Below are 24,101 nucleotides of genomic sequence, written 5' to 3'. Positions count from 1 at the left end.
ACTGCCCCTTTCAGCAGCGGATTCTGCCCCTGTGGACAACCGGAACGGCGGGCGGCGGGGCCTCACGTAGCATGCGCGCCATGCGACGCGCTGGTGATCGACACCCCCCGGTGGCACGGCTGATGGTCACCGCCCTGCTGACCGCGCTGACCGCCGCCCTGCCGCTAGTGGCCGGAGGGCCGGCCCAGGCCGCCGGCGAGGTGGGGCTGCCCGCGGTGGGTTCCGCACTCCCGGCGGACGGGGCGTGCGCGAAGCCGTCCACCGAGCGGGCCACCGACGCCCCGTGGACCCGGCAGGCACTGGGCCTGACCCGGGTGTGGCAGTTCTCGCGGGGTGCCGGGGTGACCGTCGCGGTCGTGGACACCGGTGTCGGCACGGCCGCCCCCGCGCTCTCCGGCCGGGTCACGGCGGTCGGGGAGGCGGGTACGGACTGTGTGGGGCACGGGACGTTCGCGGCGGGGCTGATCGCCGCCGCCCCCCAGGACGGCACGGGGGTGGCGGGGCTCGCCCCGGAGGCCCGGATCCTCGCGGTGCGCGGCACGGACGGGCGGGGCGCCACCACGCCGGCCCGGCTGGCGACGGCGATCCGTACGGCCGCCGACCAGGGCGCCGGGGTGATCTACGTCGGCCAGGCCCTGGCGGCCGGCAAGGACGAACTGAAGGCCGCCGTCGCCTACGCGGCGCGGCGGGACGCGCTGGTGGTCGCGCCGGTCGCGCCCGACACGCTGCCCGTGGACCCCGGCACGGGCCGTACGGCGTCCGCCGCGCCGGTGTACTGGCCGGCCGCCGCCCCGGGGGCCGTGTCGGTGCTGGACTTCGGCCCGGACGGGGGCCGCCCCGAGGGCGCGCCGCAGGTGGCGGGCGCGGATCTGGCGGCGCCGGGCGACTCGGTGGTGGGCGTCGGGCCTGCGGGGACCGGGCACTTCATCGGCTCGGGCTCGTCCTTCGCAGCCGCGCAGGCGGCCGGGGCGGCGGCCCTGGTGCGGGCCCGGTATCCCGGGCTGTCGGCGGCGGAGACGGCCCACCGGCTGACGTCGGTGGCGTATCCGGCCCTCCCGGCCCGGCTGGATGCGTACGCCTCGCTGTCGGCCGTGCTTGCCGGTGCCGGTTCCCGGGGCGCGGTTCCCGTCGCCGGGCCGGCCGAGTCGGTGGCCTCCGCTCCGGCCGGGCCCCGTGGCCGGGCGCTGCTGGTCGCGGGGGTGGCGGTGGGGGTGGTGGTGCTGGTGGCGGCCGGGGCCGTTGTTCTGCCGAGGGGGCGGGCCCGGGGGTGGCGGGCGGCGGGCGGATAGGTGGGGTGCCGGTGTGTGGAGGGTGAGGGGGTGTGGGGTACGGCCGTCGCAGGCGCACCCCGTACCGACCCCCACCCGGTCAGGACCCCGGTGCCCGGTCCACCAGCCCCGTCTGCATCCGCACCGCCTTGCGCCGGGCAATCCGCGTCGCCCGCCCCGGCGGAAGGTTCTGGCCCTTGACGTTGCCGAGGACGTAGCCCTCCGACGGGGGGCAGGACAGCAGCAGGACAGGGGTGTTGACCTCCTGGAGGCGACGTAGGAGGCTCTCGCCGAGACCGCGGCCGGCGCCGGCCGCGGAGCGGGCGACCACCATGTGGAGGCCGACCTCCCAGCCCAGGGCGAGGTGGGTGAGGAGCGGGTCGAAGGGCTGGTTCATCGGGCCGGTGCCGACCATGTCGTAGTCGTCGACGAGGATGAACAGCCTCGGCCCGTTCCACCAGTCGGCCAGTCGCATCCGGCCGGGCGCGATGTCCGGGCCCGGCACGCGGGCGCCCACCGCCCTGGCGGCCCCGTCGGCGAGGTCCTTCAGCGCGTCGACGGAGACCGCGTGCCCCAGCCGGTACGCGTCGGGGATCGCCTCGACCAGATCGCGCCGGTAGTCCACCAGCATGATCCGGGCCTCGGCCGGCGAGTACCGGTCCATGATCGCCTGCGCCACCAGTCGCAGCGTGTTGGTCTTGCCGCTCTCGGTGTCGCCGACCACGATCATGTGCGGGTTCTCGCCGAAGTCGTGCCACACGGTGGAGAGTTCGTTCTCCTCGATGCCGAGCGGCATCCGGAAGTCGCCCTCGGGGGACGGAAGCTCTGTGGCGGCCAGCAGGGTGGGCAGCATGCGGACCCGGGGGGCGGCCTCGCCCGGCCAGTACTCCTTGACCGCCGAGACCAGCGCCGCGACGCCGTCCGTGAGGTCCTCCGAGTCCTCCACGCCGTCGATGCGGGGCAGGGCCGCGAGGAAGTGCAGTTTGCCTTCCCGGGTCAGGCCGCGCCCGGGGATGCGCGGCACGGTGGCCGCCCGCCGGGCGTCCACCTCGGAGTCCATGGCATCACCCATCCGCAGTTCCAGGTGGGTGCCGGCCTGGTCGCGTACCGCCGCCGTCAGCTCCACCCAGCGGGCGACCGTGACGATCAGGTGGACGCCGTAGTTGAGCCCGCGCGCCGCGATCGCGCTGAACGTCTGGATGTTCCGGTCGAAGTCCTGCCGTACGGTGGACCAGCCGTCGATGACGAGGAAGACGTCGCCGTGCTCCTGGTCGGGGAACTCGCCGGCCGCCCGCCGCCTGCGGTAGGTCGCCATCGAGTCGATGCCGTGGTCGAGGAAGAACTGCTCGCGCGCCGCCAGCAGCGTGGTGACCTCGGCGATGGTACGGCCCACCCGCTCGGTGTCCAGCCGGCTCGCCACCCCCGCCATGTGCGGGAGTCCGGCGAGTCCGGACAGGGTGCCGCCGCCGAAGTCCAGGCAGTAGAACTGCACTTCGCGCGGGGTGTGGGTGAGGGCGAGCGCGGTGAGCAGGGTGCGGACCAGGGTCGACTTGCCGCTCTGCGGGCCGCCCGCGATGGCCACGTTCCCGCCCACTCCGGACAGGTCCACGGTGAGCAGGTCGCGCAGTTGCTCGAAGGGCCGGTCGATGATGCCGATGGGCACGGTCAGCTTGCCGCGCAGCGGCCAGCCGACGGTGGTCAGGCCGAGGTCGTGGTGCGGGGTGAGCGGGGGGAGCACCTGGTCGAGGGTGGACGGCAGGTCCAGCGGCGGAAGCCACACCTGGTGGGCGGGCGGGCCGGAGCCGAGCAGCCGGCCCACGGCCACCGACAGCAGGGTCTCGCCGCCCTCGTCCGGCTGAGGCTCCGGCTCCGGCGCGGGCTCGGCAACCTGCCGGGGCACCACCCAGCCGGCGGTCCAGGGCGCCAACTGGCTCGCCACCCGGGCCTGGTTGGCGCTGCCCCCACGCTCCTCGTACGGCCCGGAGACATACGCGGCGCGGAACCGGGCCAGTGCCTCCACACCGGACTTCAGGAAGCCGCTGCCGGGCTGCGGCGGCAGCTCGTAGGCGTCCGGCACCCCGAGCACGCCCCGGCTCTCCATCGCGGAGAACGTCCGCAGGCCGATGCGGTACGAGAGATGGCTCTCCAACTGGTGCATGCGACCCTCGTCGAGCCGCTGCGAGGCCAGCAGCAGATGGACGCCCAGGGACCGGCCGAGCCGTCCGATCATCACGAAGAGTTCCATGAACTCCCGGTGCGAGGCGAGGAGTTCGCTGAACTCGTCGACCACGACGAAGAGGCTGGGCAGCGGGGCCAGCGGTGTTCCGGAGGCCCGCGCCTTCTCGTAGTCCAGCGCGGAGGTGTGGTTCCCGGCGGCCCGCAGCAGTTCCTGACGGCGGATCAACTCGCCGTGCAGCGCGTCCTTCATCCGGCCCACCAGCGCGGCCTCACCGGCCAGGTTGGTGATGACCGCCGAGGTGTGCGGGAGTTCGTCCAGGCCGAGGAAGGTCGCGCCGCCCTTGAAGTCGACCAGGACGAAGTTCAGCGTCTCCGAGGAGTTGGTCAGCGCCAGCGCCAGCACCAGCGTCCGCAGCAGTTCGCTCTTGCCGGAGCCGGTGGCCCCGATGAGCATGCCGTGCGGGCCCGTGCCGCCCTGCGCGGACTCCTTGATGTCCAGTTCCACCGGGGTGCCGTCGGCGCCGACCGCGATCGGCACCCGCAGCCGCATCGGCCCGGTGTGCCGGGCCCACAGGCCGGCCGGGTCGTGGCGGTGCAGGTCCGGGATGCCCAGGAGGGTGGTCAGTTCGGTGCTCCCGGAGAGCGGCTCGGAGACATCGCCGCCCAGACCGAGCCGGTACGGGGAGATCAGCTTGGCCAGCGTGGTGGCGCCGCGCGGCCCGAACCGGTCGGGGCGGCCCAGCCGGGCCAGCTGCTCCTTGCGCTCCCGGTCGGTGCGGACCAGGTCGAAGGCCTCCTCGGTCACGTCGAAGCGCAGCGTGACCCGGCCCGGCCGCCAGGTCAGCGCGCCGCCCAGGTCGAGCACCACCGTGTTGCGGAAGCCGGCGCCGTCCACCCGGTGCCCGGTGGGCACCGCGCCGCCGTCCACCACGATCACCGTGAACGGCTCCTCCCTGCCGGACGTCGCGTCCGGGTCGAACGACGGCCGTTCCAGGAACTCCGCGCCCAGCAGGTCCTCCAGCTCGTTGAACGAGGAGACGATCATCCGGGCCGGGCCGGCTCCGTCGTGCTCCTGTGGATGCAGGCTGTGCGGCAGCCACTTCACCCACTCCCAGTCCGCCCGCCGCTCGTCCGACACACACAGCGCGATCCATACGTCGTCGGGTGCGTGGAACGCCGCCAACTGGGCCAGCATGGCGCGGGCCAGGGACCGTACGGCCTCCTCGTCGCCCCGGAACAGCACCCGCGCCCAGGCCCGCAGGAAGATCGCGATGGGCTGGTCGGGGACGGTTCCGTAGGCGCGGATGAAACTGCGCAGCGCGTGCGCGGTGAGCGGCTCCATGTCCTCCACCGGGCTGGTCGACAGCGGTGTCAGCCGCAGGCCCAGCTTCTGGTCCCCGACCGCCACCCGGACCTCGCCGAAGTCCTCGTCCTGGGGCCGCCGTTCCCACAGCCGGGTGGTGCCCGCCATCGACCAGAGCGCCGAGGGCGGCGGGTGCCGCCAGGCGAGGGCGCGCTGCTGCTCGGCGACGGTGGCCCGCACCTTGCGCCGGGTCTGGGTGAGATAGCGCAGGTAGTCGCGGCGCTCGCCCTTCAGGCGCTGCTTGCGCTCGCTGTTCTTCCGCATGCTCTGGCCGAGGATCATCACCGCCGACGACAGCACCATCAGGCCCAGCGCCAGGTACAGGAAGCTGCTGTTGGAGCCCTTTCCGCTCGGCCGCATGAACATCAGCATCATCGAGACCGACATCAGCGCCATCGGCAGATAGGTCCAGATCGCCGAACTGTCCGGCACCACCTCGGGCAGCGTCGGCGGTTCCTGGAGGCTCAGCTCGCCCTCGGGCATGTCGGGGCCACGGCGACGGGCCGGCCTGCGGAACAGGACCACACTCAACGGACAGTCTCCTCAGGGAGGCAGGGAGGCAGGGAGGCAGGGAGGCAGGGAGGCAGGAGGCGGGAAGGACGGACCGGGCGGCGCGAACGGCGCGAGCGGGAGGCGGACCGGCCCAGGGGGGCGGGCCGGCCGGGGAGCCCGGTGCACGGGGCGGGCGCCACTCCAGCTAATGTGCGTCATCCCGAACGGCGCCCGCACCACCGGCAACCCGAATTGCCCTTTTGTACAAGGGTGGTTGACACGCCAGGCAGTGCGCGATTCTCATCGGACCAACAAAGCCGATCAAGCCACCCGAAGCCACCCGAAGCCTCTCGAAGCCACTTGAAGCCGACGGATCATCCGTGGATGCCGGGAAGACCCGGCAGAAACGCGAGCCTGCCCTGATGGAGCCTGCCCGATGCCGGACAACCAGACAGCCGGACTCTGCCGTCTGACCGTGCGCGCCCCCAGCAAGAGCATCGACCTCGCGGTGCCCGCCGACGTCCCGGTGGCCGACCTGCTGCCGGCCGTGCTCGGATACGGCGGCGCCGACCTCGGCGAGACCGGCATCGACCACGGCGGCTGGGTGCTCCAGCGGCTCGGCGGCGCACCGCTGGACGAGGAACGCACCCTCGACTCGTACGACCTGCGCGACGGCGAGACCGTCTACCTGCGGCCCCGCGTCGACGCGCTGCCCGAGGCGCACCTGGACGACCTGGTCGACGGGATCTCCACCACCATGCGGGGCCGCCCGTACAGCTGGACCCCGGAGGTGAGCCGGTATGTGCTGCGCGGTGTGGCCGTCGCACTGCTCGCGGGGGGCCTGCTGGTGATCGCCCTGCCCGGCGGACCCGGGTGGCTGCGGGCACTGTGCGCGGCGGGCGGCGGGCTGCTGCTGCTCGCCGGGGCGGCCTCGGCGAGCCGCGCGGTCGGCGACGCGGGCGCGGCCGCGGCCCTGGGCTGCATGGTCAGCCCGTACCTCGCGGTGGCCGGCTGGCTGCTGCCCGGCGGCTCACTGACCGGCCCGCACGGATCCGAGACGCTGGGCTTGCGACTGCTCGCCGCCTGCGCGGCGGGCGCGGGCGGCGCCATCCTGGCGCTGGCGGCGGTGGCGACCTTCGCGGCGCTCTTCCTCGCCCTCGCCGTGATCGCCGTACTCGGTGTGCTCGCCGGGGTCCTGATGGCGGCGGCGGACCTCCCGGCGCACCATGTGGCCGGCATCGTCGCCCTCGTCGCGGTGGTGCTCGGGGCGTTCGTGCCTTCGCTGGCCTTCCGGATGTCGGGACTGCGGATGCCGCCGCTGCCGACCAACGCCCAGCAGCTCCAGGAAGGCATCGAACCCCATCCGACGGCGGTGGTCTCGGCACGCGCGGTGCTCGCCGACGGCTGGATGAGCTCCCTGTACGGCGCCACCGGCGTAGTCTGCGCCGTCTGCCTGGTGCTGCTCGCCGGGCACGACGGCCTGCCGGAGATCACCATGGTGGTCGCGCTGTCCCTGCTGCTGGTGCTGCACGGGCGCGGGCTGGGCAATGTGTGGCAGCGGCTGTTCCTGGTCGTCCCCGGCATCGCCGGGGCGCTGCTGCTGGTCGTCGAACAGGCGGGCGGCGCCTCGCCGGGCGGCCGGCTGCTGACGGCCGGCGCGCTGCTCGCCGCGACTGCCGCTGCCGCGATCACGTCGTGGACGGTGCCGGGGCGGCGGCTGGTGCCCTACTGGGGCCGCGCCGGGGAGATCCTGCACTCCGCCGCGGCGATCAGTCTGTTGCCGCTGGCGCTGTGGGTGCTGGGTGTGTACGGGGCCCTGCGAGGGCTGAACGCGTGAAGTGGGGGAGGGGGCGCCTGCGCGGGCTGCACCCCGCCCCACCTCCCCCCGCCCCTTCCCGAGGAGACACTGTGCGGCTCCGCCGCGAGCGGGGCTGCGCCCCAGATCCCCGTTCGCGGGGGTCCGTCCCCGCAGCCCCGCACCCCCGCGCCTCGAACCCCGACGAGGCTGAAATGTCCCACCCCCCGCCTGACCCGGACGGAGTTCCCTCGTGCAGACCAAACGCGACCAGGTCATGGCGCACATGTTCGTCATGGGCCGGCTCACCTCGGCCATGCTGCGAGCCGATCCGGACGCCCCGGAGAGCCCGCAGGGCAGGACCAACCGGGGGGTGGTGATCGGCATCGTGGTCGCCGTGCTGATCTCCGCCGGCGCGTTCGTGTTCGGGCTGCTGAAGCCCGGCACCAGCGACTCCTGGCGTGCCACCGGCACGCTGGTGGTCGGCAAGGGCACCGGGTCGCGCTACCTGTACCTCGACGGCCGGCTGCGGCCGGTGCGCAACTACGCCTCGGCACGGCTGCTGGTGGGCGCCGAGCTGAAGACCGTGAACGTCGGCGAGGCGTCGCTGGCCGACACGCCGCGCGGGATGCCGGTCGGCATCCCCGGCGCTCCGGACGTACTGCCCGGGGCTGCCGCCCTGGACGGCGCCCCCTGGCAGGTGTGCTCGGGCTCCCTGGCGGGGGACACCGCCGCCACGCTCGGGGTGGCGCGGCGGATCACCGGCACCGGGCTGGGGGAGCGGCAAGGACTGCTGGTGACCGGGCCCGATCGGGAGACCTATCTGGTGTGGCAGGGGAGCCGGTTCCGGCTGGACCGGAAGGGCAATGTCCGTGAGGCCCTGGGTTACGGCTCGCACCAGCCGGTCGCCGTGTCGGCCGCGTTCCTCAACGCCCTGTCGGCGGGGCCGGACCTGACCCCGCCCGCGGTGCCGGGGCGCGGCGGCCCGGGGCCCGAACTGGGCGGCCGTCCGACGCGGGTCGGCGAGGTCTTCACCGTCGCGGCGCCCGGCGCCACCGAGCGGTACTACCTGCTGGGTGCGACAGGCCTGACTCCGCTCACCGCGACCGCCGCCGCGCTGGTGCTGAGCGACCCGGAGACCGTCGCGAAGGTCTACGGGGGCCGTACGGCAACCGCCGTGTCCCTTGAATCCACCACGCTGGCAGGGCACTTGGCGCCGGAGTCCGATGCGACGGAGGCGGGAGCGGGGGCGGCAGCCGGGGGTGCGCTGCCCGCCGCGCCGCCGGAGCCGGTACTGCTGACGGCGGGCCGAACGGCCTGCGCCGCTGTGGAGGCCGGGCAGTCCGGCACCCGGGTGAGCGTCGCCCTGGTCGAAGCGGACGGGCTCGGCCCCACCGCCCAGGCCCCGGGCGAGTGGTTCACGCCGGCCTGTGTCGCGGTCGGCCGGATCACGGTGCCGCCGGGAGGCGGGGCTCTGGTGCACGCGCTGGGCGCGGACGGCTCCGACATCGGCGCGACGCTGTACCTGGTGACCGATACGGGTATGAAGTACCGCGTTCCGTCGGCCGACGCGCTGACCGCGCTCGGTTACAGCGCCGCACAGGCGCAGGGGCTCCCGTCGTCCCTGCTGGCGATGGTGCCCACCGGGCCGGACCTCAGCCCCGAGGCCGCGACGCTCGGCCGGAGCAGCACGACGACCCCGCCGTGCGGGGCCGGCCCTGGGGCCTGAGCTCCGTCGCGGGTGCGGGTGCGGGTGCGGGCCGGGTGCGGGTAGGGGGCGCCTGCGGAGGGCTTCAGCCAACCCGCCCCTTCCCCGAACCGGGACGCTGTCGGGGGCGGAGCCCGGAAGTGCGCGCAGGTGCAAGGCTGCGCGGCCGCAGGTGCAAGGCCGTGGCCCTGGGCTTTGAGCGGGCGCCCGCCGCCTTTTAGCGTCGGTCGTACGTCTGGACCGGCCGGGCCCTACCGCCCGTGTCCGGAGACCACCGCACCCCGGGCCCCGCGTCCGGCGGCGACGACATCCGGAGGAACAGCCTGTGGCACAGATGCAGCAGTCCGAGGTCCGCGCCACCCAGAACGGGATCAACGCCTTGGAGCAGGCGTTCACCAGTGTGCAGACCCGTCGGCAGGACCTTGAGAACACCAAGGCCAACCTCGCCAATGGCCACCAGGGCTCGGACGGCCGGGCGTACCAGGAGCTGCTCGGGCTCTGGGACGAGCAGGCCGAGGTGATCTCCCGGAACCTGCGCGACATGATCAACACCCTGAACGAGACGCTCAAGCAGCAGGGCATCGCCCAGGGCTCGGCGAACGACTCCGTCAACCAGGCGTACAACCAGTCGCAGTCGGTCTTCGACACACTCAGCGGCTGACCGGGCAGCGGCAGCCACCGACCACAGCCTCCCCCACCGCGCGAGACGAGGAAGAAGATGGCCGACTACAACGACGGGTTCATCTACGTCGACTACGCCAGCATGAGCAACGCCGCTGAGGACATGATCCAGCAGACGAGGGCCATTTCCCAGATCCTCACCGACCTGGACTCCGAGCTGACGTCGCTCAAGAACAGCTGGGAGGGTGACGACCGGTCGGTGTACGACGAGAAGCAGGCTTCCTGGCACGCGGCCGTCGAGAAGATGCGGCAGCTGCTGCAGAGCCACTCCGGCCTGCTGACCGACGTGTCGGACAACTACCAGCGGACCGAGCGGGCGCTGACCCAGAGCTGGGAGGGCGTCCGTATCGGGCGCTGACACCCGTGAGGGTGCGTGCGAAGAGGGCGGCTGTCCGTACGGCGATCAGGTGACCTGGTGACGCGAGTGGCCAGGTGACCGGCGACCGTACGGGCCGTCGCCCGTGTGCTGTGCGGTGTGTGCTGTGCACGGCGGCCGGGCGGGGGCGCCGGGCGGGTGGTCGATGGTCGATGGTCGGGCGGATGACGGAGACGAGGGCGTAGGACATGGCGGAATCCGGCAAGACTCCGGTGAAGCTCGACAAGACGGCGGTCAAGCAGTTCCTGACCGAGGAGGTCCGCCCCTTCAAGGAGTCGGTGAAGAAGGTCCTCAAGGAGCCGAACGAGGACGGCGTCCTGCCCCTGCCCTGGCACTCGGCCGAGGCGAAGCACGACTCGACCTCCCCGATCGCCGGCGCCAAGATGCCCTTCGCCATCGGCGGCATGGCCGGGGACGCCAGCGTGCTGCTCAGCTCCAGCCACCTGCTCAGCTCGGTGACCGGGATGATCACCCAGGTCGAGGACATCCTCAAGCTCCAGATCCGGCTCTTCGCCGACATCGAGGACGGCCTGGAGGACACCGTCCACTCGCTGCTCAAGACGCAGGACGGCAACCTCGGTTCCATCAACGGCGAGAAGATGGTGGACGTCTTCATCGACGTCGACGACGACCTGTCCACCATGACCGGTGGGGATGACGAACTATGACGTTCAACATCCTCCACGACGAGTACATCCGTGACCTCACCGACACCGACGACTGGTGGCACCGGGCGGTGGAGCTGCTCACCGGCCTCGCCCCGCTACCGAAGCGCACCACCCTCTTCGAGCAGTGGACCGGCAACCACGGCATCCCGCTGATGCTCGTCGAGCTGACCAAGCAGAAGAGCGTCACCTACGTCGACTTCGACGACCTCGACTGGCGCAGCGAGAACGTGGGCGCCAACATCTCGAAGACCGACTTCGTCATCCCCTTCTACACCAGGGGCGGGGAGGACGGGGAGGGCTCTGAGGTCGCGTACTACAAGGCCCGGATCACCCTGCTGATCAGCAGCTCCTCGGACCCGGCGGACGGCGGCGTCAGGACCGGCGTCGAGGTCAAGAGCAAGTACAAGGAACGCCTGGGTCTGACGGACGACGACCTGATCTGGGACAACAAGAACTTCGTGAAGTACTCCTACGCCGGCGGGCTGGCGCTGAAGACCGCGCTCAACTACGACGACGACGAGGCCGACAACGGCACGTACGGCTTCTACTGGGACGGCATCGACGTGCCGGCCGACGCGTCGGTCGTGCTGCGCACCTTCGACGGGGTGGCCGACTCCTTCGACCGGCTGGCCCGCTTCTTCAAACGGTCCGCCGACGAGACCGAGCGATGGAAGCAGTGGATCGGCACGGAGGACAACAACGCCTGGCAGGGCACGGCCGCAGGCGTCTTCCAGGACCTCATCCACAAGATCGCCAGGGTGTACGAGGGGTACGCCGAGGACACCGTGCGTCATGCGGGCGGCTCGATCCAGGGCCAGAAGATCCGCGAGGCGCGCAAGGCGCTGCGTGACGGGATGAACGACCTCTACTGGGCCTGGGACTACTGGCAGCGGAACTACAGCAATCCGCTGCGCTGGCTGATGGACCGGCTGCTGGAGCTCGCGGAGTGGGTGTGGGACCACAACATCATGAAGATCAACTACACGTCGAGCACGACGAGCGACGGCGACGGGAACTGGACGACGACGAGGGACTACTACACCGAGGGCGGCTTCTCCCAGAACGCCGAACTGGACAACGGCACGCAGGACTTCGGCCGGCTGGACAGTCTCGACACCTGGAAGAAGATCGGCGATCTCGCCGTGCAGCTCTGGCAGGCGGGCGTCACCGAGCATCTCAGCGTCCCCGCCAAGGACATCCTGACGTCGGTGCACAACGCGTGGAGTCCGCAGACCTTCGACATCGGTGAGATCCGCACGCGTACCACCGGCGACACGCTGAAGGCGGACTGGCAGGAGGACCAGGCCAAGAAGGACCAGGCGGAGGCGGACGCGAAGGCGGCCCAGGCCGAGGCGGACGCCAAGGCGGCGGCGGCCGAGGCGGAGGCGAGGTACCAGGCGGACAAGGACGCCGCCGCGGCGGCAGCGGCCGAGGCGGAGGCGAGGTACGAGCGGGACAAGGAAGAGGCCGAGGCGGCGGCGAAGGCGGCGGCGGAGAAGTACGAGCGGGAGAAGGCCGAAGCGGAGGCGGAGGCAGCCGCCAAGGAGGCCGCGGCCGAGGAGAAGTACGAGCGGGAGAAGGCCGAGCAGGAGGCGGAGCAGGCCGAGCAGGAGGAGGCGGCCGACGCCCGCTACCAGCAGGAGAAGGCCGACCAGGAGGCCGCCGAGGCCGAGGCCGAGGAGCGGTACGAGCGGGAACAGGCCGAGCAGGACGCCGAGCAGGCCGAGCAGGAGGCGGCGGCCGACGCCCGCTACCAGCAGGAGAAGGCCGACCAGGAAGCCGCCGAGGCGGAACAGGCCGCGCAGTACCAGCAGGAGCAGGCGAAGCAGGACGCCGCCGAGGCCGAGCAGGCCGCCCAGCAGGAGCAGGAGAAGGCCGAGCAGGAGGCCGCCGAGGCCGAGGCCCAGGAACGGTACGACCAGGAGAAGGCCGAGCAGAAGGCCGAGCAGGAGGAGGCCGCCGCCCAGCAGGCCGCGTACCAGCAGCAGCAGTTCGCCTTCCAGCAGCAGCAGGCGCGGCAGCAGCGGGAGGACCAGGAGCGGGCCCGCAAGGAGGCGGCCGCCGAGCAGGCGGAGCAGGAAGCCGAGCAGGAAGCCGCCGAGGCGGAGCAGAAGGCCGAACAGCAGCAGGCCGAGGCCGAGCAGAAGGCCGAGCAGCAGGCGGCCGAGGAGAAGTACGAGCGCGAGCAGGCCGAGCAGAAGGCGGAGCAGGCCCGGCAGGAGGCGGAGCAGAAGGCGGAGCAGGCCCGGCTGGAGGCCAAGCAGGACGCCCAGCAGGCCGAGCAGGAAGCCGCGCAGGAGGCCCGGTACCAGGAGGAGAAGGCCGAGCAGGCCCAGCAGGAAGCCGAGCAGAAGGCCGAGCAAGCACGGCTGGAGGCCAAGCAGGACGCCCAGCAGGCCGAGGCCGAGGCGAAGCAGGAGGCCCAGCAGGCGGCGGCCGACGCCAGGTACGAGCAGGAGAAGGCCGAGCAGAAGGCCGAACAGGCCCGCCAGGAGGCCAAGCAGGACGCCCAGGCGGCCGAGGCCCAGGCCAGGTACGAGCAGGAACAGGCCGAGCAGAAGGCCGAACAGGCCCGCCAGGAGGCCAAGCAGGACGCCCAGGCGGCCGAGGCCCAGGCCAGGTACGACCAGGAACAGGCCGAGCAGAAGGCCGAACAGGCCCGGCTGGAGGCCAAGGAGGACGCGCTCCGGACCGAGCAGCAGGCCCGGGAGGACGCGCTCCGGACCGAGCAGCAGGCCCGGGAGGACGAGTACCGGCAGCAGCAGCTCCAGGCGCAGGAGGAGTACCAGAGCCGCTACGAGAGCTCGCTCAACGACCCGGCCGACAGCCTGGTCAACGGCCCGGTCAACGGCAGCGGCACGCTGACCAACCCGGACGGCAGCACCTCGTACCTCGACAGCCAGGGCCGGGTGATCACCGACTTCTCCGACGGTACGAAGACCATCGTCGACCCGGACCTGCAGACCTCCACCGTCATCCGCCCCGACGGCCAGTCGACGACCGGCCCCCTCAACGCGGACGAGGTGCTGAACAACCCGGACGGCAGCCGCACTCACGTCGACTCGCAGGGCCAGGTGGTGACGGACTACCCGGACGGCAGCAAGGCGACGATCGACCCGGACAGCGGCGTCACGACCGTCACCGAGCCCAACGGCAGCACGACCAACGGCTATCTGAACAACGGTGGCTCCGGCTACCAGTACCAGGACGCCACCACTCAACTCCCGTCGTACGAGGAGGAGTTGTACGACAACTCCACCAGCGGCGACTCGGCCTCCGACTACCTGGCCGGCAACACCGCCGCCGCGGCCCAACAGCAGCAGCAGTCCCAGATGCCCATGGGCGGCATGCCGTTGAACGGCATGCAGAGCCCCCGGGGTGGGGGTGGCGGCGGGGGCGAGGGCAGTGGCGAGCGGGTCCGCAACGTCATCGACAGCAACGGGGCGATCAGCAACCGCGCCCGGTCCGCGTCCCGGAGCACCAACGGCGGCTTCGACGAGCGCGAGGCGACGGTGGCCACGACCGGCGGGACCCCCTTCATGCCCCCGATGGGCGGCGGCGGGCCCGGCGGTCCCGGCCAGCAGCAGACGGAGAGCGGCGACCGCGTGCGCGACACCTGGGTGCAGGAGGACGAGGACGTGTGGGGCACGGACGAGGGCGGCGCGCCGGCGGTGATCGGCCGGTGAACCGGATGAGGCCGGTGCGGCCGACAGGCGCGATGCGGCCGACAGGCGTGATGCGGCCGATGAGCGCGATGAGCGTGACGAGTCCGATGAGTCCGATGCAGGCGGATCCGAGGAGCGAGTGGTGAACGAGGGAATCAACCAGCAGATAGCCGAGGCCATGGCCCACCTGGAGGCCACCCAGGCCGCCGTGGCCAAGGCGGAGGCCGGGCTGCGCAGCGCCACCGCGACGGCCCGCTCCCGGGACCGCGCCGTGGAGGCCACGGTCGGGGCACAGGGGCAGCTGACGGGTGTGAAGTTCCTGGACGGCAAGTACCAGGGCATGACGGCCACCCAGTTGGCCGCCTCGATGATGGAGGCCGCCGAGCAGGCCCGTACCACGGTCACCCGCCAGGTGATGGACACCTTCGGCCCGCTGATGGGGGCCAATCCGGCGATCCCCGGGGGCCGGGGCATCGAGCTCGACTGGGCGGGGATCTTCGGCGCGGACGCGGTGGGGGGCCGGGGCGGTGCCGCGCGCTCGGCCGGCGACCGGCTGCGCGACGAGATCCACGAGGACGACACCGACACCTCCACAGGCAGGAGCAGGGCATGAGCGTCGGAGAAGGCAGGTTCGTGGCGGACCTCCCCAGGCTGGGCCGGTGCACCGAGGTGATGCGGGGCCTGAGCGAGGAGGTGACCAGCATGTTCGACGACTTCGAGCAGGGCGTACAGCTCTTTTCGGCGTGGCCCGGTGACGGCACGGACCGGCCGTCCCAGCAGTTCCAGATGGGCTGGCACCAGCGCAACGAGGGCATCCGCGCGATCGGCGATCCGACCGAGCAGGCGGTCGTCGGCATGATCGACGCCACCCTGAGCAACCTGCACAGCATCAGGGGCACCAGCCAGTACGCCCAGGACGAGATCAGCGACCACCGGTCCCGGACGGACTCCGTGATGGACGACCTCGACTCCGATTCGGGCTCCGAATCCGGCTCCGACTCCGACACGCGGCACTGAGCAGCGGGCACGGCTGTCGGACATGGAGGAGATCAACTTCCCGCCCGAGGTGGCGGAGCTCCTGAAGTACGTGCTGGGTGTCACGCCCATCACGGCCAGGGAGAACCTCGCGTACGACAGCCGTGTCGTCTACTCCGATCTCGCGATCCGGCTCCGCCGCTTCCGGGACATGCTCAACACGCATGTGCAAGAGGCCGCGCGGGCTCTCCCGCCGGGCGTCGCCGACCCGTACGTGGAGGGCCTCTCCCTCCTCACCGGCAACAACGGGCGCGGCATCGACTACCTGGAGATGTTCGCCCAGCACCTCGACGACTCGGCCGACGGCCAGGTCGGCATCTCCCAGGACGTCCAGCAGGCCAAGTGGGAGATCATCGCCGAATGCATCATGTTCCTCGCGGAGATGGCGCTGCTGACGGCGATGGCGTTCTTCACGGGCGGGACGTCGCTGACCCAGGCGTGGCTCCTGCGGGCCCGGACCACCCTGTCGATCATGATCATCATCGACCGGCTGTCCCGGCTCACCCACCTCGGGCCCAGCCTGGTCGAGGGCATCCAGGAGGCCATCACCACCCTCGCGGTCAACCTCGCCCAGATGGGGCTCAACCCGGAGGACCGCCGGGTCAACAACGTCAACTGGCTCAACGTCGTCAAGTCGTTCGCGTTCGGCGCGATCGCGGGCGGCGTCATCAGTGTGTTCCAGACGCTGGGGAACTTCTTCAAGAACGTCGGCGCCAGGTTCTTCAAGGGTGACCTCCCGAGCGACCTCGGCAAGTTCGACGTGAACCTGCCCACCCCCGGCGGCGGCCCGAACAGCAGGTTCGACATCAGGAACGCGCCCGGCTGGGCGGTGGACGTGGGCATCAGCGGCGCGGCCGAGGGCCTCGGCGAGGGGGCCGCCGGTGCGCTCTACAGCGGCGCATTCGAGGACGAGTGGACCTTCAGCTGGGACACGGTGCTGTACGGCACGACGAGCGGGATCATCGGCGAGGTGGTGGGCGGGGGCCTTGCCGCCGGGGCGCTGGCGCTGCGGGCCAAGTTCATCCCGCCGAAGATCCCGCCGGGCGGGGTCAACGACGGCAACACGTTCCGCGACAACATGGACAGCGGCTGGAGCGGCGACCGGAGCCGCAACGGCTCTGGCGGCGGCGCCGACCGGGTCAACGGGGCCGGCTCCCGCCCTGGTTCGGGCTCCGGTTTCGACTCCGGCTTCGGTTCCGGCGCCGGCTCGGTGCCGCCGGTGAACGCGGGACAGCTTCCCGGGGGCGTTACGGGCGGCTCGCGCACCACTCCGCCGGTGCTGACGCCGCTGCCGACACCGGTCCCGCCGGCGCAGGCACCGCCGCTGTCGGTCCCGCCGGTCGCCGTGCCGACCAGCGGCGGCGGTCCGGCGAACAACGGCTTCACGGACCGCACCGACCACACCGACGACACCGGCCCTTCGAACGGCTCGGACAGCTCGGACAGCTCGGACGGCTCGTCGTCCGTCCGCCCGGACCGCACCTCCTCCGCCGACGGGTTCCCGAACCGGACCACCACCCCCGGAGGCCTCAACAGCTCCCTCCCGCTCCAGACCAACGGCGGGCTGCCCGCCTCGTCCCTGAACACCGCCGGCGCCTCGCGGCCCGTGCTGTCCTCCGGGGTCTCGCCGTACCGCCCGCAGAGCGGGTTCGTCGAGGCGTACGAGGACGAGGCGACCGGCGTGCCCAACGCGCCCGGCACACCCCTGGCGCACCCGCCCGCCGTCACGCCCACCACCACCCCGGCCGGCACGCCCGCCGTCACCCCCGCCACCCTCCCGGGCAGCATCACCAACAGCGGCCAGACCCCCGCCGGGTGGGACAGCAGCCGCGCCCAGGCCGACGCGGCGCAACGCGACGCCTGGCAGGACGAGTTCGACGCCGAGGAGACCCCGGCGGGCCTTCCCGCCGTCACCCCGGCCACCACGCCCGCCACCACCCCGCACAGCCCCGCCACCGGCCAGACCCCCACCGGAGCGGACGCCAACCGCAACCAGACCGACCCGGCGCAACGCGACAACGGGCAGGACCGGTTCGACGGCGAGCCCGGGGCCGAGTCCGACGTCGAGAACACCTTCGCCGACGCCCCGGCCGTCACACCCGCGGTCGCACCCGCAGTCACCCCTGCCACCCTCCCGAGCAGTTCCGCCGCCGGCCACCACCCGCCCGGCTGGGACAGCGCCCGCGCCCAGGCCGACGCGGTGCGCCGCGACCACGTCTGGCAGCAGCAACCCGACGCCCCGGCGGACGTCTCCTCGGCGCCGGCACCGGAGCAGCACAACTCCTCGTCCTTCGAGGTGCGGCGCTTCGTCTTCGAGGGGCAGCCGGTCACGGACCTGACCATCGAGGCGGCGTTCAGCTCCGCCGGCACCCTGACCGACGCCGAGCGGGGCACCGCCTGGTCGGAGCTGGTCGACGGCGTGGACGCGCTGTTCCACACCCCCGCGATCCAACTGCCCGACGGCGACCTGCTGCACATCACCCTCGTGCCGGCCACCGCCGCCCCGTACCTCACGGTGGACCTCACCGGGCCGGCCGGCACCGCCGCCACGTCCGCCGAGCTGGCCCGCCAACTCGCCCAGCGGGCCGGGCTGGACCTCCGCAGCCCGGTGTCCGTCGCCGGGGCGATCGGCCCCCTCCCGGCACTCGCCCTCGCACCGGCCCAGGCGCCGGAGCCGGGCCCGGCGCAGCCCACTCCCACCGCGTCGGGCGCCCTGCCCACGACCCGGGACGTGCCTGCGGCGCCTGCGGATGCGGGGGGCGAGGCGCCTGCGGCGGGCCTTCACCCCACCCCGCCCCTTCCCGCGAGACACTCTGCGGAGCCGCAAAATGTCACTGCCGGGAAGGGGCAGGCAGGGGAACGGCCCGCCGCAGGCGCCCCCCGCACCGCCCCGCCCCCGCCCCGCCCCATCACGTCCGCACCCGTCACGTCCGCCCCAACCCGGAGCGCCCGGCACCGAAACCCGGCCCCGACCCCCGACCCCGAGCCCGAACAGCCCGTACAGCCCGTACAGCCCGTCCTGCAGTACCTCTGGTCCCAGGACCCGGCCCACGGCCGGGGCCCCCTGGACCTGGACGTGCTGACCAGCCAGGTCCTGCACCTGCCCCCGAACGCCCCCGTGACCGCCGCGGACCGGGCCGACCTGATCACGCTCGTACGGGACGCCATCCCCCAGGGCCGGGCCACCAGCCTCGCCGCTCTGGGCGCCCACCACGTCCGTACCGTCACGGCCGCCACCGCCCGCCGCACCCTGTCGCTCAACAGGGGCCACGGGAACGGCCTGAACTGGAGAGACTCCGCCGCCCACGACCTCGGCACCTTCATGGTGGGGAGCAGGCCGCAGGGCGGGCAGGCCACGTACACCCGTGCCCCGTGGCCGGACGACACCATCCCCCTGCTGGCACTGGGAATCCGCGGCGGCCCCGACGGCGTCCGGGTGCCCTGGCCCGGCGGCGGACGGCGGCCCATGTCGATGGAGGAGGTCGTCGAGTACCTCGCCGTCGAGGCGGAGGGACTGGCCCCCGGCGCGCCGATCGTGCTGGCCTGGCCCCGCTCCGGCGACCTGGGCCTGAACCTGCCCGAGCTGTTGGCGTGGCGCACGAACCGGACGGTCTGGTCGTACAGCGGTCACCTCGATCTGACGACCGATCCGGTGACCGGCTTCCCGTTCCTGACCGGGCTGGAGCGGCCCGGCGTCCCGCTGGGCGACTGGGTGCGCAGCCTGCCGACCGACCACCGCCCCCCGGACCCCGCCGACCAGCCTTTCTGGTGGGAACCCCTGTGGCGCACCCGCACCCTCGTCGACCCCGGCCACCAGCGGCACGGCCGGACGTCGTACCAGCCCACCGAGGCGGACATCGCCCAACGCCTGGACGACTACCGCCACTTCAGGACGATCACCACCCGGAGGCACTTCAACCCGGCGACCGGGCAGTTCGTGGGCGCGTTTGAGCCGCCCCCGCGAGCGGACTACGACTTCTTCGCGCACGGCACCCCGGGGTTCGTCGAAGTGCCCCTGACCGACGGCAGAAGCATCGAAGTCCCCGGTCGGGAGTTCAACGCGGCGCTCCGCCGACGGCCCAGCGTGCGCCGTCTCATCGAGCAGAACAGGGAGAGGGTCCGCAGGGGCCTCCCGCGCCTCAGGATGTACTTCGGCCCTTGCTTCGCCGACGGCGTCTCCAGTCTGCCCAGCGGCTGGGCCCTGCCCAGCGGGCCCACGCCGTTCGTCCTCGACCCGCTGTCGAACATCTCCAACGCGCAGGACCTGTCGAACACGACCGGCCTGATCATTCCCAACGGCGGCGAACGGACGGCCGCCATCACCACCACCGCAGGTGGACGGTACGTCCTCGTGTCGTACACCGACGTGCGGAACGGACAGGGCCGGACGCGGGACAGCCACCCGGAGCCGGAAGGGGTGGAGCTGGACGACCGGGCCCGCATCGCGGGGCTGCACCAGGGCCCCGGGCCGGTCCTCGACGTCGACCGGGAGGAGACACTCCGGCTGGTGCGCGCCCTGCGCGAGGTCTTCGGGGACGACATCGACCTGAGCCCCCGCTATCCGGCCCTGCTGGCGTCGACCGGCGCCCTGGAACTGATGCGGCGGGCGGATCCCGTCCTGTCCTGGGCCGCCCCGCACTTCACGCTGGACCTGCTGGAACGGGTCACCACGGCGCACCGGGCCGCGTCGGGCGCCCCGCCCGGCCCGCTGACGGCCCAGGACGTCGAGGCGACGCTGGCCGACGCGGCGACGCGGCTCCGGTTCTTCCCCGGCCTGCCCGTCTCGGCGTTCGTGTACCTGCCGGAGGCGATGTCGGTCGCCGCGCGGACCGGCCCGGCCGGTCCGGCGCACGACGGCGTCCGTACGGTGCTGGGCCTCGACGCGACGACCGAGGTGGACAGCCTGTACCTGTCCGAATACTTCTGGGTGCAGGTCAGGACCGAGGAGGTGTACGCCCGGCACCAGGCCGACCAGCTCGGCTTCGAGGCCCGGATCATGCACCGCCGGCCCCCCGCGCACCCGGGTCGGAGGTGGACCGCCGCGGCCTGGTCGCTGGTGGCCAGGGCCATCGCCACCGGACGCGACCCGCACGACCTGGACGCGCTGGCCGCCTTCTACTTCCAGGACCGCGGGTTCCTGGGCGACGGCACCCGGATCCCCGAATCGGCGATGGTGGCGGGCGGGCGGAACTACGCCGGCACGCCGTTCCCCCACGGCATCGACGCGACCGTCGTCAGGACCTCGGCCACCACCACGTACCCGGCGCCGTGGCAGAGCGGGACGAGCGCCCTCCCGCTGGTCGTCACCGGGGAGGCCCTGGGCAACGGGCTGGTGCGGCTGCGTGACCCGGGCAACCCGAACGGCCCGTGGTACACGGTGTCCGAGGAGGAACTCGTCCACATACTCGCCCGCGACCCCGAGGTGTTCGCCGAGACGCTGGACGTGCCGCTGGTGCTGGCGGTCTCCGGGGTCGGCCGGTTCAACCCGGCCCTGCCCGGCAAGCTGCTCGCCGGGCTGGGCCGGCCGGTGTACTTCAACGACGACGGCGTCACCTGGGACAGCCTCGACGGCCCGGGCCCCGCGGTCATCGACCTGACGGCACCGGACACCGGCGGCTGGCACCGGGCCGCGTATCCGGGCGTCCCGGTGACTCCGCTGACGAACGCGGGTTCGGCGGGGGCCGGAGCCGGGGCCGGGGCCGGGGCGCCTGCGGCGGGCCTTCACCCCACCCCGCGGGGTGGGGTACAGCCAGCCGCAGGCGCCACCCGCACCGCACCGCCCCCACCCCGCCCCATCACGTCCGCCCCCATCACGTCCGCCCCCATCACGTCCGCTCCCGTCACGTCCGCCCCACCGCAGCCCGTCCCCGACCCCGTCCCGACCGTCCTGCAGAACCTCTGGTCCCAGGACCCCGTACGCGGCCAAACCCCCTTGGACCCGGACACCCTGACCAGCCAGGTCCTGCACCTGCCCCCGAACGCCGAGGTGACCGGCAAGAACCGGGCCGACCTGATCGCGCTCGTACGGAACGCCATCGCCCAGGGCAGCGCCGGCAGCCTCGCCGCGCTGGGCGCCCACCACCTCCGCACCGCCGGTCTCTCCCCCGTCCTGTCGCTCAACGGCGGCACCGGCGCCGGCGTGAACTGGGGCTCCACCACCAAGGACGTCTCCACCTACCTGGTGGGGAGTGAGCAGCCCGACGGCACGGTCACGTACGTCCGGGCCCCGTGGACGGTCACGCCTTTGATGGCGCTGGGCGATCGCGGTGGCCCCGGCGGCGTCAAGGTGCCCAGGCCCGCCGGCGGCCGGCGGACCGTGCCGATCGAGGAGATCATCGAGTACCTCGTCGTCGAGGCGAAGGGGCTGGCCCCCGGCGCGCCACTCGTGCTGGCCTGGCCCCACTCCGGCGACCTGGGCCTGGAACCCGTCGAACTGCTGGCCTGGCGCACGAAGCGAACCGTCTGGTCGTACAGCGGTCTGCTCGATCTGACGACCGATCCGGTGACCGGCGAACAGTACCTGACCGGGCTGGAGCGGCCCGGCGAACCGCTGGGCGACTGGGTGCGCAGCCTGCCGACCGACCACCGCCCCCCGGACCCCGCCGACCAGCCTCTCTGGTGGGAAGCCCTGTGGCGCACCCGGACCCTCGTCGACCCCGGCCACCAGCGGCACGGCCGGACGTCGTTCCACCCCACCGAGGACGAGGCCGCCGTACGCCTGAAGCACTACCGCAACTACAAGAGCATCACGACCAGGATGCACTGGAACCCTGCGACCTGGGAGTACGTGGGCACACCCGAGTGGGCCCCGCACGCCGACTACTACCTCATGGCGCACGGCAGGCCGCACGGGGTCAAGGTGCCGCTGACCGACGGCAGGAACATCGACGTCCCCGGAGAGGAGTTCATCCCCGCGCTCCTCCGGCGGCGCAGCGTGCAGGACCTTATGGCGCTCAGCCGGGCCGAGGTCGCCGGGGGCCTCCCGCGCCGCAGGCTGTACTACGGGCCCTGCTTCAGCGACGCCGGCTCCAGCCTGCCCTCCGCATGGGTCCAGTCCGCGGCGCCCCCGCCGTTCACCCTCGACCCGCTGGCGGACATCCCCGACACACAGCACCTGGCGAACAAGTCCGGCCTGGTCATTCCCAACGGCGGCAACCGGACGAACGCCACCGCCACGCTGGATTCGCAGCAGGACGTAGCCCTGTCGTTCACCGACGTGCAGGACGGGCAGGGCTGGGCACGGGAGCGCCACCCGGAGCCGGAAGGGGCGGAGTTGGACGCCCGGGCCCGGAAGGCGCGACTGCACCAGGGCCCGGGGGCGGTCTCCGACGCCGACCGGGTGGAGACGCTCCGGCTGGTGCGCGCCCTGCGCGAGGCCTTCGGGGACGACATCGACCTCCACCCCGACTATCTCGCACTGCTCGCGTTGACCGGCTCACTGGAACTGATGCGGCGGGCGGACCCCGACCTGTCCACGGCCGCCCCGCACTTCACCATGGACCTGCTGTACCGGGTCGTCGAGGTGCACAAGGCCGCATCGGGCGCCACTCCCGGCCCCCTGACGGCCCAGGACATCGAGACGGCGCTGAGCGACGCGTCGCATGCCTGGCACACCCGGGGCTCGACCCTCTCGGCGTTCGTGGTCCTGCGGGAGGTGATGGCGGTAGCCGGGCGCATGGGCCCGGCCGGTCCGGCGGACGACGACGTCCGCGAGGTGCTGGGGCTCGACGCGTCGACCCAGGTGGACAGCGTCCACCAATCCAAGTACTTCTGGGCGCAGGTCCAGACCGAGGAGGTGTACGTCCGGCACCAGGCCGACCCGGCCGCCTTCGAGGCCCGGATCCTGCACCGCCCGGCCCCCGCGCAGCCGGACCCGGCGTGGTCCGCCGAGGCCCGGTCGCTGGTGGCCAGGGCCATCGCCACCGGGCACAATCCGGGCGACCTCGACGCGCTGGCCGCCTTCTACCTCCAGGACCGCGGGTTCCTGGGCGACGGCAGCCGGATCCCCGACACGGATCCGGTGGCGGGCGGGCGGAACTTCACCGGTACGAAGTTCCCCCACGGGATCGACGCGACCATGGTCAGGACCTCGGCCACCACCAAGTCCTTGGCACCGTGGCAGAGGCGCTCAGGCCCCATCGCGCTGGTCGTCACCGGGGAAGCCCTCGGCAACGGGCTGGTGCGGCTGCGCGACCCGGGTGACCCGGACGGCCCGTCGTACACGGTGTCCGAGGAGGAACTCGTCCGCCTGCTCGCCCGCGACCCCGAGGTGTTCTCCCAGGATCTGGTGGTGCCGCTGCTGCTGGCGATCTCCGGGGTCGGCCTCCTCAATCCGGACCTGCCCGGCAAGCTGCTCAACGGGCTGGGCCGGCCGGTGGACTACACGGACGGCGACGTCACCTGGGACGGCCTCGGCGGCCCGGACCCGGCGGTCATCGACCTGACGGCACCGGGCGCCGGCCCCTGGCACCACCTCAGCCACCCGAACGTCCCGGTCCCGGCGAGCCCCCCGCCGAGCCCCCCGCCGGGCACGCGGCCCGGCACCCCGGCCGGTGCCCCGACGGCTCCGGTCACGTTGTCCGCCGTGACCTCGCGGCCGACGGTGCTGTCGTCCGCCGGCGGGCGGGTGCTGGACACGGCCGGCCTGACGGCGCTGGTCGAGGGGGTGGTCACGGCTGTGCGGGCGGGTGTGGCGCCTGCGGCGGGCTTGTTCCCCGCTCCGCCCCTTCCCGAAACCGGGGCTCCGCCCCAGACCCCGGTACGCCTTTCGGGCGTGCCCTCAAACGCCGGGCAGGCTGAAATACCGGCCTCGCCGGCGTTTGAGCCACGCGGCGGAGCCGCAGAGAGTCTCGTCGGGAAGGGGCGGGGTGGG

The 24,101-nt window shown here is 72.9% G+C and carries 11 protein-coding genes (1 of these 11 running past the window's edge); 10 read left to right on the top strand and 1 reads right to left on the bottom strand.

Going from position 1 to position 24,101, the window contains the following annotated elements; all coding sequences use genetic code 11:
* Nucleotides 1–80: 80 nt before the first annotated feature.
* Nucleotides 81–1,289: a S8 family serine peptidase gene (locus ACFWBD_RS04550; protein ID WP_385662539.1), complete on the top strand. Its 1,209-nt coding sequence runs from the start codon at nucleotides 81–83 to the stop codon at nucleotides 1,287–1,289.
* Between the two features lie 79 nt (nucleotides 1,290–1,368).
* Here ACFWBD_RS04550 and eccCa read toward each other — a convergent pair whose 3' ends face one another.
* Entirely contained in the window at nucleotides 1,369–5,334 is a 3,966-nt protein-coding gene (gene eccCa, locus ACFWBD_RS04545; protein WP_385662866.1) for a type VII secretion protein EccCa, read from the bottom strand.
* A gap of 403 nt (nucleotides 5,335–5,737) precedes the next feature.
* Here eccCa and eccD point away from each other — a divergent pair, with 403 nt between their 5' ends.
* The 9 genes from eccD to ACFWBD_RS04500 all read left to right on the top strand — a co-directional run.
* Complete coding sequence (eccD, locus tag ACFWBD_RS04540; RefSeq protein ID WP_385662537.1) at nucleotides 5,738–7,138, top strand: type VII secretion integral membrane protein EccD; 1,401 nt, start codon at nucleotides 5,738–5,740, stop codon at nucleotides 7,136–7,138.
* A 211-nt stretch (nucleotides 7,139–7,349) separates the two neighbouring features.
* Nucleotides 7,350–8,825 carry a type VII secretion protein EccB gene (gene eccB / locus ACFWBD_RS04535; protein WP_385662534.1) on the top strand — a complete coding sequence of 492 codons (1,476 nt, stop codon included), beginning with the start codon at nucleotides 7,350–7,352 and terminating at the stop codon, nucleotides 8,823–8,825.
* Nucleotides 8,826–9,138: 313 nt separating this feature from the next.
* Nucleotides 9,139–9,465, top strand: a complete 327-nt coding sequence (locus ACFWBD_RS04530; protein WP_385662863.1) for a WXG100 family type VII secretion target — start codon at nucleotides 9,139–9,141, stop codon at nucleotides 9,463–9,465.
* A gap of 57 nt (nucleotides 9,466–9,522) precedes the next feature.
* The gene (locus ACFWBD_RS04525) at nucleotides 9,523–9,843 is read left to right on the top strand and encodes a WXG100 family type VII secretion target (RefSeq protein ID WP_385662531.1); all 321 of its coding nucleotides are present in this window, start codon (nucleotides 9,523–9,525) and stop codon (nucleotides 9,841–9,843) included.
* Between the two features lie 206 nt (nucleotides 9,844–10,049).
* Entirely contained in the window at nucleotides 10,050–10,529 is a 480-nt protein-coding gene (locus ACFWBD_RS04520) for a type VII secretion system-associated protein (RefSeq protein WP_385662529.1), read from the top strand.
* Nucleotides 10,526–14,215, top strand: a complete 3,690-nt coding sequence (locus tag ACFWBD_RS04515) for an AAWKG family protein (RefSeq protein WP_385662526.1) — start codon at nucleotides 10,526–10,528, stop codon at nucleotides 14,213–14,215. Before ACFWBD_RS04520 ends, ACFWBD_RS04515 begins: the two co-directional genes overlap by 4 nt.
* A 121-nt stretch (nucleotides 14,216–14,336) precedes the next feature.
* Nucleotides 14,337–14,807, top strand: coding sequence for a YbaB/EbfC family nucleoid-associated protein (locus tag ACFWBD_RS04510; protein ID WP_385662524.1), 471 nt, complete (start codon nucleotides 14,337–14,339; stop codon nucleotides 14,805–14,807).
* Nucleotides 14,804–15,211, top strand: coding sequence for a hypothetical protein (locus tag ACFWBD_RS04505; protein WP_385662521.1), 408 nt, complete (start codon nucleotides 14,804–14,806; stop codon nucleotides 15,209–15,211). Before ACFWBD_RS04510 ends, ACFWBD_RS04505 begins: the two co-directional genes overlap by 4 nt.
* A gap of 22 nt (nucleotides 15,212–15,233) precedes the next feature.
* Nucleotides 15,234–24,101: the 5' end (the start) of a lonely Cys domain-containing protein gene (locus ACFWBD_RS04500; RefSeq protein ID WP_385662518.1), read on the top strand. The gene runs 25,578 nt beyond the window's last position; only the first 8,868 of its 34,446 coding nucleotides appear in the window; the start codon lies at nucleotides 15,234–15,236; the stop codon falls past the right edge of the window.

The organism is Streptomyces sp. NPDC060002, assembly GCF_042737245.1.
Taxonomy (GTDB): Bacteria; Actinomycetota; Actinomycetes; order Streptomycetales; family Streptomycetaceae; genus Streptomyces.
This window is presented reverse-complemented; position numbering and strand designations above follow the sequence as displayed.